This window comes from Alistipes sp. An54 (genome assembly GCF_002159375.1).
In the GTDB taxonomy this organism is placed as follows: Bacteria; Bacteroidota; Bacteroidia; order Bacteroidales; family Rikenellaceae; genus Alistipes; species Alistipes megaguti.
Genome location: NZ_NFIA01000004.1, coordinates 235083 through 248082, shown reverse-complemented (window position 1 = coordinate 248082; position 13000 = coordinate 235083). Strand labels below are relative to the sequence as shown.

Here is a 13000-nt window from a genome sequence, read left to right as displayed (position 1 = left end):
GGCCCCCCCCCTGCCCGACACCCCGCAAACGGCTCGGCGGGACGTTGCTGCAGCGCGGAAATTTTGCTACCTTTGCACGATCTCAACAACAACATCGTATGGCATGGTGGTATTTGGCATTGGCCGGATTATTTGAGCTGGGCTGGCCGTTGGGCTTCAAGCTGGCGGCGCTCAGTGCGCGTTATCATCTGCTCTTTCTGCTGCTGTCGGTTCTGTCGATGGGGCTGAGCGGGCTGTTTCTCTATTGGGCGCAGCGGGAGATCCCGATGGGCACGGCCTATCTGGTCTGGACGGGCATCGGGGGCATCGGTACCGTATTGATCGGGATATTCTGCTTCCACGATGCGGTGACCTTCTGGCGGATGTTCTTCCTGTCGCTGGTTTTCATCGGGATCGTGGGGCTGAAGCTTATGCACTGAGGCCTATTGGCGGATGGTGAGGACGACGATGTGGTCCGGGGCCGCGGTCCGCTCTCCGAGACGGATGACGACGCCGTCGTCGTTCTGCCGGAAGTCGAGCCGCTCCCCGCTGTCGAAGGCCGTGGCCTGACGCACGCGCAGCCCCTGCAGGGGGACGAAGAGCTCCGTGTCGGGCCAGTCGAGGATGTGGAGATAGACCTTGTCGCCCCGGCGGGTCGTGACGCCCCACGCACGCGGCGTCACGGGCCCGGCCTGCGTTCCGTAAATTGTCTCGCCGTGGCGTTCGAGCCACTCTCCGATTCCGGCGAGCCGTTCGAGGGCCGCTTCGGGCAGCCGGCCGTCGGGCTGCGGCCCGATGTTGAGCAGCAGATTGCCGCCGCGCCCCGCCGCTCCGACCAGATAGCGCACCAGCTCGTCGACCGGCTTGTAGTCGCAGTCGGTGATGCGGTATCCCCACGAATGGTTCATCGTCTGACAGGTTTCGAGCGGCAGGCGGCTCACCTCCTGGCCCGACAATCCGGCGCTGTTTTCGCCCGGGAGGTCGCGTTCGAAGGTCTGTGCATCCTCGCCCTCGAAGGGAGCCAGGTGGTGGTTGTTGATCACCAGACAGGCGGGCTGCAGCCGGTGGATCAGGCCGTAGAGTTCGTCGAGCCGCCAGTCGAAGCCGGGGTTCTGGTCCTGATCCCAGACGCCGTCGAACCAGATGGCGCCGACCGGCCCGTATTGCGTTAACAGTTCGGTGAGCTGGGCCTTCATGAAGTCGAAATAGGCGTCGGCATCCTCCTTTCGGGGGTTGCGGCCCGTTCCGCGGCCGGTGCGGCCGCGGGGTGCATCCTCGCGCCACCAGTCGATGAGCGAGTAGTAGAAGTGGATGCCGAGCCCCTGCCGGCGGCATTCGTCGGCCAGTTCGCGGACGACATCGCGGCCCAGCGGCGAGGCGTCGACGACGTTGTAGTCCGACTGTGCGGTGTCGAAGAGCGAGAATCCGTCGTGGTGGCGCGTCGTGAAGCAGACGTATCGGGCACCTGCCTGCCGGATGGCCGTGACCCATTCGCGGGCATTGAAGGCCGGGGCGGCGAAGGCGCCGGCCAGCTTGCGGTATTCGCGGAAGTCGATATCCTGATTGGTCATGACCCATTCGCCCTGTCCGAGCAGGGAGTAGAGACCCCAGTGGAGGAAGATTCCGAAGCGATCGTCGGCGAATTGCTGCCGGGCAGCCATGTTTTCGGAAGCGGGCACATACCCGGATTGGGCCGCGGCTGCCAGCGAGAGTACGGCGGAGCAGCAGGCGAGGAGAATTTTTTTCATCGTGTTCGGGGATTGAATACCCGAAGGTACGAAAAGATTGGCTAAAAAGCGAATTCCGGCTGTGAATTATGCCTTCGGGGTTGTGCTTTTGGTTTTTTCGGGCCGTTCGGCGCGCCACGAGCTGGCGAGGAGTCGTCCGCGGGTCAGGGGGAGGATTCAGGGACAGGCCATCGAGAAACGCAGGAGGAAGATCTCGGCCGGGCGCGCTCCCCTGCGCCGTCCGAATGCCCTCGACGCCGCAGCCCGACATTCCGGCGGCTCCGTTGCGTGAGCGCCCATGCCGCCGCAACGTGCGCAACGGGGCTGCAGGGGTGATAATTTTGCCGCAATGGCCATTTTCTGCCGCTGAAACCGTGGGATTTAATTCTTTTTTTCTATCTTTGCGTGCTATTGTGCCCAACGACATTAAAACAAACATAATAACAACTATTTTTTCCAAATGCAAAGTAAAGGTTTCATTAAACTCATCGCGGTGCTTCTGGCCCTCGCATGTGTTTATCAACTCTCGTTCACGTTCAAGACGTGGAGCGTAGAGAAGAAGGCGGCGGCCTACGCTGCCCAGTTCCCCATCGACGAGCAGTCGGCGGCCGAACAGCATTACCTGGATTCGATCCAGAACCTGACGGTCTACAACGTGGGCTTCAAGAAGTTCACCTACAAGGAGTGCAAGGAGAAGGAGCTGAATCTGGGTCTGGACCTGAAGGGCGGAATGAACGTCATGCTGGAGGTTCAGGTCGAGGATGTCGTGAAGGCGCTTGCCGGCGACAGCCAGAACGATCCGGCCTTCCAGCAGGCCATTGCCGAGGCCAATGCGGCCATGAAGAACGGTTCGTCGAACGACTACATCGGCGACTTCGTGAAGGCCTACTCGCGTCTGTCGAACGGCAGTCCGGTTGCCGCGATCTTCGTGAGCCCCGACCGCAAGGACATCACGCTCGAGAGTTCGGATGCCGACGTGGAGAAGATGCTCAAGCGCGAGACCGAGGCAGCCATCGGCGCTTCGTTCAACGTGCTGCGCAGCCGTATCGACCACTTCGGCGTAACGCAGCCCAACATCATGCGCCTTCCGAACTCGCACCGCATTCTGGTCGAGCTGCCGGGCGTGAAGGAGCCGCAGCGTGTGCGCGACCTGCTGCAGGGAACGGCCTCGCTGGAGTTCTGGCTGACGTACGACGCCCGCGAGGTGCTTCCGATGCTGGTATCGGCCGACAAGCTCCTCAAGGAGGAGGCTTCGCATACGGCCGCCCCGGCCACGGAGAACGCTACGGAGCAGCCTGCCGCCGAGGCCGCCGCACCGACGGCCGGTGAGGGTCTGATCGGTGAGATCGGCGCCGACTCGACGGCCAAGTCCGAGACGGCCCATACGGGCAACTTCGACCAGGCGCAGAACCCGCTCTTTGCGGTGCTGGATCCCAACTATGCCGGAGGCGCCGCCATCGGAGCCGCCTATAAGGCCGACATTGCTACGGTGAACGAATATCTGGCCCGTCCGGAGGTTCGCGACCTCTTCCCGGCCGACATCCTCTTCAAGTGGGGCGTGAAGGGCGACGACCACATCGACGGCCGTTACTACCTCTACGCCATCAAGGTGACGACACCCGACGGCAAGGCGCCGCTCGACGGATCGGTCGTAACGGACGCCCGCGAGCAGTATGCGCAGCGCGGCGCCACGGCCGAGGTTTCGATGACGATGAACGCCGAGGGTACGCAGAAGTGGGCCCGCATGACGGGCGAGAACATCGGCAAGTGCATTGCCATCGTTCTCGACGGCTATGTCTACTCGGCCCCGCGTGTCAATACGAAGATCGACAAGGGACAGTCGCAGATCACGGGCGACTTCACGATCCAGGAGGCCCAGGACCTTGCCAACGTGCTCAACTCGGGTAAGGTTCCGGCTCCGGCGAAGATCATCCAGGATACGGTCGTAGGACCGTCGCTGGGACAGGAGTCGATCAACGCCGGTATGCTGTCGTTCGTCGTCGCCTTCATTCTGGTGCTGCTCTACATGGGGCTGTTCTACAAGACGGCGGGTTGGATGGCCGATGTGGCCCTGCTGATGAACGTCTTCCTGCTGATGGGCGTACTGGTATCGTTCGGTGCGGTGCTGACGCTGCCGGGTATTGCGGGTATCGTGCTGACGATGGGTATGGCCGTCGACGCCAACGTGATCATCTACGAACGTATCAAGGAGGAGCTTCGCGAGGGCAAGGGTCTGTCGCTGGCCATCAAGGAAGGTTTCTCGAAGGCCTACTCGGCCATCATCGACGGACAGCTGACGACGATCATTACGGGTATCGTGCTCTTCATCTTCGGTACGGGTCCGGTTCAGGGCTTCGCCACGACGCTGATCATCGGTATCATTACGTCGGTCTTCTGCGCGATCTTCATCACGCGTCTGCTGATCGATTGGATCGTTGCGAAGTGGGGCTCGATCTCCTTCTCGTACAAGTGGTCGGAGAAGTTCCTCAGCAATACGCACATCAACTTCCTGAGCAAGCGTAAGGTAGCCTACTGGATTTCGGGTGCGCTGATCGTGCTGTCGATTCTTTCGTTCTTCGTCCGGGGTCTGAACCTGGGTGCCGAGTTCACGGGCGGCCGCGCCTATGTGGTTCGTTTCGACAAGGCCGTGTCGGCCGAGGAGGTTCGTGCGAACATGGAGCGTGTCTTCTCGCAGATCGAAGGGGCCGACGAGTCGTCGATCAGCTTCGAGGTCAAGCAGTACGGCAACGAGAACCAGATGCGCATCGTGACGCAGTACCGTTACGACGATACGTCGGATGAGGCTACGGGCGAGGTTGAGGAGCTGATCTACAAAGCACTGAAGCCGCTCTACTCGTATGACATCACCTTCGACCAGTTCCGCAGCACGCAGACCGATGTGAACGGTATTCTGACGGCCGACAAGATCGGACCTTCGATTGCCAACGACACGACGTGGAACGCCGTCTACTCGGTGCTCTTCTCTCTGATTGCCATCGGACTCTACATCACGTTCCGCTTCAAGCGCTGGCAGTGGGCAACGGGTGCCACGCTGGCCCTGGCCGTCAATGCGCTGCTGATCATCGGTATCTTCTCGATGTTCTACGGTATTCTGCCCTTCAACCTGGAGGTGAATCAGGCCTTCATTGCGGCCATTCTGACGATCATCGGATATGCGATCAACGATACGGTGGTTGTCTTCGACCGAATCCGCGAGTACCTGGGTATCTATCCGAAGCGGAGCCTCTATGAGAACGTGAACAACGCTATCAACTCGACGCTGTCGCGTACGATCAATACGTCGGGCACGACGCTCGTTACGCTGCTTGCAATCTTCTTCTTCGGCGGCGAGACGATCCGTGGCTTCATCTTCGCGCTGATCATCGGCGTAGTAGTCGGTACGGTGGCCACGATTTTCATCGCCACGCCGCTCGCCTACGATCTGATGAAGAAGCGCGCCAAGATCGACGAGGAGAAATAATCGCTTTCGAGGCTGAACCCAAAGCCGCTCCCGGATTCCGGAAGCGGCTTTTTCGTGTTCTCATCCGTCGGCATGTTTTTTGCGATTAAATTTGCGATTAAAGAATCACGAAGGCACGATTACCGTAGCCTTGGAGATCCGGACCTCCCGCGTGCCGTCGATAGCTTGCCTGATCGGCGGAGTCAGCGCCTTGGCGCTTTCGACGGGACTGATGTTGTGCGGACGCCGCGCCATCGCCAGCGTCTGGCCGGCCGGCTGTTCGTCCCCTGCCTGATCTGGATTCTCTTCGCCTCTTACCCGAATCTCTACCTGCTGGCGGCCGACGGCACGGGATTCTGAGCAGGCGACGGCCGATGGCGGATTGTCGTTGGCAAATTGGTATTTATTTTTTACCTTTGTCGGGAAGATAGAGGTCACACTATGGAAAATCTGCTGCATGGAATGCGACGTTACGTCTCGCCGGTCTTTCTGGCGCTGCTTGTGGCGTCGTTCATTCTTTGGTACATTGCCAAACTGAGCTATACCTATACGACGGAACAGACCGTCCGGGTGAGTGTCGACGATCAGCCCTTCGAGGTGACGTGCGTGGTGGAGGGGGTCGGGACGAATCTGTTCGGCTACCGGGTCTACATGAACAAACGGTTGCGGATTCCGCTTTCGGAGCTCAAGACGCACCCTTCGCAGGAGGAGGGCCACGAGGGCAAACTGGTCATCGACCCGCAGTCGTTGCAGGATGCGCTGGCGCCGCGATTCAGCGACATCAAGATCATCTCGATCAAGGATATTCCGGAGATCGACCAACCGCAGACGAAGTCATGATGAAGATTGGAATTACGGGCGGCATCGGGAGCGGGAAGAGCACCGTATGCCGCCTCTTTGCACAACGGGGCATTGCGGTCTACGATTCGGACCGGGAAGCCAAGCGGCTGATGACGGAGGATGCGGCGCTTCGCGCGGCGATTTCGGCGCGCTTCGGGGCCGGGGCCTATACGGCCGACGGCGCCTTGAACCGCGGCTATCTGGCTTCGCGGGTCTTCACGGATTCCGAGGCGCTGGCGGATCTCGATGCGCTGGTCCATCCGGCCGTGAAGGCGGACTTTGCGGCGTGGGCCGCACGTCAGCTCTCCCCCTATGTGGTGCTGGAGAGTGCGATTCTCTTCGAGGCGGGTCTGGAGCACTCCGTGGACCGGACGGTTGCCGTGGTGGCGCCGTTCGAGCTGCGTCTGGAGCGCACGTGCCGGCGCGACGGCTGTGACCGGGAGTCGGTTCTGCGGCGCATGGCCGCCCAGCTGGACGACGATACGCTGCGCGACCGGGCCGACTACTGCGTGGTGAACATCCGCGAGGAGGATCTCGAACCGACGGTGGCCGAACTTGACCGACGTTTCACGCTTGAAGCCCACCATCGCCGCCATGATGCCTGATCTGACCGTGCCGCAGGTGATGGCGATTCTGAACGTCACGCCCGATTCGTTCTATGCGGGGAGCCGTATGCCGGAGCGGGATGCCGTCGAACGCCGCGTGCGCGAGGCGCTCGACGAGGGGGCTTCGCTGATCGACGTCGGGGGGTACTCTTCGCGTCCGGGGGCTGACGAGGTTCCGACGGAGGAGGAGTGGCGGCGCGTGGCGCTCGGCGTGGAGACGGTGCGGCGCCTGGCTCCGGGGATGACGGTCTCGGTCGACACGTTCCGCAGCGAGGTGGTCGCGCGCACGGTCGAAGCCTTCGGCGAGGTGGTCGTCAACGACATCTCGGCGGGCGAACTGGACGCGAAGATGCTGGAGACGGTGGCCCGATACGACCTTCCCTACGTGGCGATGCACATGAAAGGGACGCCGCAGACGATGCAGGCGCAGACCGACTACCGGCGCGACATCACCACCGAGGTGGTCGACTATTTCCGCCGCCGGACCGACGAGATGATGGCGGCGGGCATCCGCCGCGAGCGGATCATCCTCGATCCGGGCTTCGGCTTTGCCAAGACCGCGGCGCAGAATTTCGAACTGCTGCGCGGTCTGCACCGCCTGTGCGGAGAGGGATTTCCGGTGTTGGCGGGGCTTTCGCGCAAGTCGATGATCTACCGCACGCTGGGCTGTACGTCGGAGGAGTCGCTGGCCGGGACCGTGGCGCTCGACTGGGAGTGCCTGCGTCAGGGGGCGCGGATCCTTCGGGTCCACGACGTGCGCGAGGCGGTCGATACGGTCAAACTGTTCAATGCATTCCGATCATGATACGCATAACGGATATACACAAGAGTTTCGGCACGCTGGAGGTGCTGCGGGGCGTGTCGCTGGAGGTTGCGCCGCGCGAGGTGGTCTCGATTGTCGGGGCGAGCGGCGCCGGGAAGACGACGCTGCTGCAGATCATCGGGACGTTGTCGCGTCCCGATTCGGGCCGTGTCGAGATCGACGGGACGGACGTCTTTACGCTGGATGACAAGGCGTTGTCGCGCTTCCGCAACGAGCGGATCGGCTTTGTCTTTCAGTTTCACCACCTGCTGGCCGAATTTACGGCCTTTGAGAATGTCTGCATTCCGGGGCTGATCGGCCGCCGGCCGCGGGCCGAGGTGGAGCGCCGAGCCGCGGAACTGCTCGAGCTGATGGGTCTTTCGGCGCGCCGCGACCATAAACCGGCCCAGCTGTCGGGCGGTGAACAGCAGCGCGTGGCCATTGCGCGGGCGCTGATCAACTCGCCGGCGGTGCTGCTGGCCGACGAACCCTCGGGCAACCTCGATTCGCACAACCGCGAAGAGATCCACCGCCTCTTTTTCGAACTGCGCGACCGCCTGGGGCAGACGACCATTCTGGTGACCCACGACGAGCATCTGGCCTCGATGGCCGACCGGAAGATTACGATGTCCGACGGACGGATCGTCGAACCCTGATCCTTTTTTTTCGTGAACGGGGGCTCTTCTGCCGGACCGTGGCCCCGATGTCTGCGATTCGGCGTGTACCCCGCATTCCGTTTGTCCATGCCGGCGGCAGCAGCCGCTGCGACGTTTGATTCTATTCCCGAATTGACCATGATGGAACCCTCGCCGCTCAGGGAGCTGCTCGAATCGCTCTATGATCGCTATAACCGCCCGGAGTTCATCCCGGACGATCCGATTTCGGTGCCGCACCGCTTCACGGAGCGCGCCGACCGGGAGATTGCCGGTTTTCTGTCGGCCACGATTGCCTGGGGCAACCGCCGTTCGATCGTCCGCAACGGCCACCGGATGATGCTTCTGATGGACAACGCCCCGGCGGACTTCGTGCGCCATGCCTCGGAGCGTGAACTCAAGCAACTGGAAACTTTTGTCCACCGCACCTTCAACGGCGGTGATCTCAGGGATTTTGTGCTGGCGCTGCGGGGCTTCGAGGAGCGCTACGGCGGACTGGGCGCCTTTTTCGAAGAGCGTTACGCGGTGCACGGCGATCTGCGGCCCGTGCTGGCGGAGTTCCGCCGGGAGTTCTTCGCTGCGCCTCACGCCCCGCGCTGCGAGAAACACCTCTCGTCGATCGAGCGGGGCGCGGCCTGCAAACGGCTGTGCATGTACCTGCGGTGGATGGTCCGCCGCGACGACCGCGGGGTCGATTTCGGTCTTTGGCGGCGTATTCCGATGTCGGCGCTCTACCTGCCGCTGGACCTCCACGTCGGCGTGACGGGACGGGCTCTGGGGCTGCTCACGCGGCGTCAGAACGACTGGCGGGCTGTCGAGGAGATCACCTCGCGGCTTCGTGAGTTCGACGCGGCGGACCCCGTGCGATACGATTTTTCGCTCTTCGGAGCCGGTATGGACCAAATTCTCAACGACCATGAGTGAACCCGTCGAACACCTCGAAGGAGCCTTTCGCTTCAAACGCTTCACGATCCGCCAGCAGCGCACTGCGATGAAGGTCGGCACGGACGGCGTGCTGCTCGGCGCGTGGGTCGGTGTGCGGCCCACGGACCGGCAAATCCTCGACATCGGTACCGGTACGGGGCTGATTGCCGTGATGCTGGCGCAGCGTTGCCCGCAGGCCGAAATCACGGGAGTCGATATCGACGACCTGTCGGATGCGCGCGAGAACGGTGACGCCTCGCCCTGGGGCGACCGCCTGCACTTCGTCGGGCAGGCGATCCAGGAGTTCCGCCCCGCGGAGCGCTACGACCTGATCGTCTCGAATCCGCCCTTCTACGTCGATTCGCTGACCTGCCCAGACCCGGGTCGTACGACGGCCCGCCATACGGTCAGCCTCTCCTACGAAGAGCTTCTCGACGCGGTTGTCCGGCTTCTTTCGCCCGGCGGACGCTTTGCCGTGGTGCTGCCGACACCCGAGGCCGAACGGTTCCGGCGGCTGGCGGTGCAGCACCTGCGGTTGCGACGCCTCACGTGGGTTCGCACCACGCCCCGCCGGGCTCCCCGCCGGGTGCTGATGGAGTTCTCCCCGGCCGGGGATCCGGCGGTGGCCTGCGGCACGGATACGGATCTTCGGATCGACGAACTGACCATCGGTACGGGCGCCCACGAAGACTATACGCCCGAATACCGGGCGCTGACGCGTGATTTTTACCTGAAATTTTGACGACACGCGAAAAAACGCTACTTTTGTTCTTCGACAGCATCAAACTATTCAGACCATGAAATACAGACTTTTGGCGCTGATCCTGCTGCTTGCGGGAGGCGCTTCGGCTCAGAATCCATACATTGCCCTGCAGGGTGCCAACGAGACGGCCGACGGCGTGGTTGTGTCGCAGCCGCGGACGATCCTTGCCGTGGACCTGACCGTCGAGTGCGATCGGACGCTGGCGGGGCCCTACGCGCGCTATGCGCAGAAGTTCCTGGGCGTGCGGCCGGCGCTGGCCGACAAGACGACGTGGAGCATCACCGGCGCCCGGATCGCCCTTCTCGACGGCGCCACCTGCCTGAACGCAACGGCCCCGGCGGCCCCCGCGACCCGTGTGCAGAGCTATGCCACGACGGACGAGGAGTTTGCGCGGCTGCAGCCCGACAAACTTGAGATGACGACCTCTTCGTTGGAGGATGCGGCGCGTGCGGCCGCCGAGCGGATCTATTCGCTGCGTCGCCATCGCCTCGACCTCATCACGGGCGAAGCGGGTGAGAATGTCTTCGGCCAGGGGCTGGATGCGGCGCTGAAGGAGATCGACCGCCAGGAGCAGAGCTATCTGGAGCTCTTCCTGGGCAAACACGTCACCACCACCTCGACGCGCCGCTATGTGGTCTATCCGCAGACGGACAAGAAGCAGTATATCGTCTGCCGTTTCAGTCCGGCCGGCGGTTTGCTTCCGGAGAACGATCTTTCGGGCGACATCGTCCTGCTGCAGATCGAGCCGTCGGGCGCCGAGGCCGGAGCGGGACTCGAGGCCGGACCCAAGGAGACGAATGTTGTCCGCTGCCGTGTGGCCGATCCCTCGACCTGCACGGTGCTCTCGGGCGGTCAGGAGTATGCCCGCACGGTGCTTCCGGTCTTTGAATTCGGCCGAACGATCAACGTAGCCCTGCCTCGCCGCAAATGATGGATTTCACCACGCGAATGACCGCGTTGCTTGGCGCCTTTCGCCGGGAGCGGAACGGCGCCGTAGCCGACTCGATGCGCTATTACGGCCGCACGTACGGCTTGAACTACGGTGTGAGCCTTCCGACCCTGCGCCGTCTGGCCCGGGCCGAGTCCACGGATCACGACTTTGCCCGCTATCTCTATCAGCAGGATGTCCGCGAGTTGCGCCTGGCAGCCTTCCATATCGCCGATCCCGGGCGCCTCACACCGGACGAATTTCCGTTCTGGGGCGACGGGCTGCTCAACTCCGAAATGGCCGAAGAGGGGGCCTTTGCCCTGCTGGGACGGACGTCTTCGCTTCCGGCACTTTTCGACGCATGGACGACCCCCGAAGCCGGCTGGCTCCAGCCGTATGCGGTGCTGATGGCCGTTGCTCGGGCCGAAGCTCCGCAGACGGCATGGATTCCGCGCGTGGCCGATATCGTTCGCCGGGCGGCAGCGTCGGAGTTTCAGGAGAGCCATTTGCTGGCACAGGGAGCCGTTGCGGCGCTGGTCAATCTGGGCTCGCGGAGCGCTGAAAATCGCCTTGCCGTGCAGCAGGCCGTCGATTCGCTGGGGACGCACCCCGCCGAGGAGCTGGTCCGCGAGGAACTTTCGTGGCGGCTGGACCCGGACCTCTGATCTCTCCGGCCGACCTGCGGGCTCACCCTCCGGCTTACCCGTTACAGCTCTTTTTGCCGTTTTTCTGTTTGCCCCCCCCCGGCCGACTCGAGGATCCTCTCCGGCCGCCCCTTCCCCGAAACCAAAACAGCCCGTCTGTATGCACAGACGGGTTGTTCTTTTGTAACGCCGTTTCTTGTCCACCGTTTTCCGGTGCGACACTTTATGCTTGTTCTCGCGTTCCCTCGTTTTTCTTGCTCCGGCGACTCCGCCTCCCCCCCCCCTTACTTTCGACCGCTACTCCACGAAGAGGGCCTTGGGAAGCTGGTCGATGCTGCTGATTCGGACGACCTCGATCCCCTTGGGATGTTTGGTTCCCTTGGGCAGATAGGCCGAGACGACGATGCGTCGGAATCCGAGCCGTGCGGCCTCGCTGATACGCTGTTCCGAACGGGGGGCGGGACGCACCTCGCCCGAGAGGCCGATCTCGCCGGCGCAGCAGACCCCGTCGGCCACGGGGCGATCGTAGTAGGAGGAGATGACGGCGGCCACGACGGCCAGATCGAGCCCCGGATCGGCGACCTTGAATCCTCCGGCGAAGTTCAGGAAGACATCCTTCTGGAACATCTTCATGCCGACCCTTTTTTCGAGTACGGCCAGCAGCATGTTCATCCGCCGGGCGTCGTAACCGGTCGACGAGCGCTGCGGGGTGCCGTAGGCGGCGCCGCTGACCAGGGCCTGCACCTCGATCAGATAGGGTCTTACGCCGTCGGCCGAAGCCCCGACGGCAATTCCCGACAGCGGCTCTTCGTAGTGGGTCAGCAGAATTTCCGAGGGGTTGTCGACGCCGCGCAGCCCCTCTTCGAACATTTCGAAAACGCCGATTTCGAACGTGGCTCCGAAACGGTTCTTGATGCCGCGCAGAATGCGGTAGACGTTGTTGCTGTCGCCCTCGAACTGCAGGACGACATCGACGATGTGTTCGAGGATCTTGGGACCGGCGATGGCACCGTCCTTGGTGATGTGTCCGATGATGAAGATCGATGTACCGGTCGTCTTGGCATACTTGAGCAGCGAGGCGGCGCACTCGCGGATCTGCGAGACGCTGCCGGCCGAGGAGTCGAGCACCTCGGTGTAGATGGTCTGAATCGAGTCGATGATGACCAGATCGGGCTTCTGCTCGGCCATCTGCGCGATGATGTTCTCCAACAGCGTTTCGGGATAGATCAGACACTCGTCGTTACCGACGCCGATCCGCTGGGCGCGCATCTTGATCTGTTCGGCCGACTCCTCGCCCGAGACGTAGAGGGTCTTCAGCCCGTTTGCCGCCAGGGCGATCTGCAGCGAGAGGGTTGACTTTCCGATTCCGGGCTCACCGCCGAGCAGGATCAGCGAACCGGGAACCATTCCGCCGCCCAGTACGCGGTTGACCTCCGGGTTTCCGAGGTCGATCCGGCGGTGTTCGCTTTCGCGGATGTCGCGCACGCGCTGGGGCTTCGTCGCAGGGAGCGGACCGGCCACGGCTGCGGCCACCGGACCGCTTTCGCGGGCGATGATCTCCTCGGTGAAGGTGTTCCATTCGCCGCACGAGGGGCATTTCCCGAGCCATTTCGGGGCTTCGAAGCCGCAGTTTTTGCAGAAGTAGGCTTTTTTGACCTTGGCAGCCATCGTGGTA

13 protein-coding genes are annotated in these 13000 nt (G+C 62.6%); 10 read left to right on the top strand and 3 right to left on the bottom strand.

Annotated features, from left to right (window positions below):
* Positions 1-98: 98 nt before the first annotated feature.
* Complete coding sequence (locus tag B5G09_RS05995) at positions 99-419, top strand: SMR family transporter (RefSeq protein WP_087404446.1); 321 nt, start codon at positions 99-101, stop codon at positions 417-419.
* A 3-nt stretch (positions 420-422) separates the two neighbouring features.
* Here the strand turns inward: B5G09_RS05995 and B5G09_RS05990 are convergent, their stop codons facing one another.
* The gene (locus tag B5G09_RS05990; protein WP_087404445.1) at positions 423-1727 is read right to left on the bottom strand and encodes an alpha-L-fucosidase; all 1305 of its coding nucleotides are present in this window, start codon (positions 1725-1727) and stop codon (positions 423-425) included.
* Positions 1728-2166: 439 nt separating this feature from the next.
* Between B5G09_RS05990 and secDF the strand changes: the two genes are divergently transcribed.
* A complete protein-coding gene (gene secDF, locus B5G09_RS05980) occupies positions 2167-5187 on the top strand; it encodes a protein translocase subunit SecDF (RefSeq protein WP_087404443.1) in 3021 nt (1006 codons plus the stop codon).
* A gap of 105 nt (positions 5188-5292) precedes the next feature.
* Here secDF and B5G09_RS05975 read toward each other — a convergent pair whose 3' ends face one another.
* Complete coding sequence (locus tag B5G09_RS05975) at positions 5293-5625, bottom strand: hypothetical protein (protein WP_087404442.1); 333 nt, start codon at positions 5623-5625, stop codon at positions 5293-5295.
* Here B5G09_RS05975 and B5G09_RS05970 point away from each other — a divergent pair.
* The 8 genes from B5G09_RS05970 to B5G09_RS05935 all read left to right on the top strand — a co-directional run bounded on the left by B5G09_RS05970 (position 5608) and on the right by B5G09_RS05935 (position 11346).
* Complete coding sequence (locus B5G09_RS05970; protein ID WP_087404441.1) at positions 5608-6006, top strand: hypothetical protein; 399 nt, start codon at positions 5608-5610, stop codon at positions 6004-6006. The genes B5G09_RS05975 and B5G09_RS05970 overlap by 18 nt on opposite strands.
* A complete protein-coding gene (gene coaE, locus B5G09_RS05965) occupies positions 6006-6611 on the top strand; it encodes a dephospho-CoA kinase (RefSeq protein ID WP_087404463.1) in 606 nt (201 codons plus the stop codon). The genes B5G09_RS05970 and coaE overlap by 1 nt, the downstream gene beginning before the upstream one ends.
* Positions 6612-6630: 19 nt before the next feature.
* The gene (gene folP, locus B5G09_RS05960; RefSeq protein WP_087404462.1) at positions 6631-7416 is read left to right on the top strand and encodes a dihydropteroate synthase; all 786 of its coding nucleotides are present in this window, start codon (positions 6631-6633) and stop codon (positions 7414-7416) included.
* A complete protein-coding gene (locus B5G09_RS05955) occupies positions 7413-8069 on the top strand; it encodes an ABC transporter ATP-binding protein (RefSeq protein WP_087311315.1) in 657 nt (218 codons plus the stop codon). Before folP ends, B5G09_RS05955 begins: the two co-directional genes overlap by 4 nt.
* Before the next feature lie 141 nt (positions 8070-8210).
* On the top strand, positions 8211-8990 hold the full coding sequence (locus tag B5G09_RS05950) for a TIGR02757 family protein (RefSeq protein ID WP_087404461.1): 780 nt from the start codon (positions 8211-8213) through the stop codon (positions 8988-8990).
* A complete protein-coding gene (locus B5G09_RS05945; RefSeq protein ID WP_241147587.1) occupies positions 8983-9732 on the top strand; it encodes a methyltransferase in 750 nt (249 codons plus the stop codon). Before B5G09_RS05950 ends, B5G09_RS05945 begins: the two co-directional genes overlap by 8 nt.
* A 55-nt stretch (positions 9733-9787) precedes the next feature.
* The gene (locus B5G09_RS05940) at positions 9788-10684 is read left to right on the top strand and encodes a DUF4831 family protein (RefSeq protein ID WP_087404440.1); all 897 of its coding nucleotides are present in this window, start codon (positions 9788-9790) and stop codon (positions 10682-10684) included.
* Positions 10684-11346 (top strand): DNA alkylation repair protein, encoded by a 663-nt coding sequence (locus B5G09_RS05935; RefSeq protein ID WP_087404439.1) that lies wholly within the window; start codon positions 10684-10686, stop codon positions 11344-11346. Before B5G09_RS05940 ends, B5G09_RS05935 begins: the two co-directional genes overlap by 1 nt.
* 276 nt (positions 11347-11622) lie before the next feature.
* On the opposite strand, the gene radA is transcribed toward B5G09_RS05935, so the two are convergent.
* A complete protein-coding gene (gene radA, locus B5G09_RS05930; RefSeq protein ID WP_087404438.1) occupies positions 11623-12993 on the bottom strand; it encodes a DNA repair protein RadA in 1371 nt (456 codons plus the stop codon).
* Positions 12994-13000: the final 7 nt, after the last annotated feature.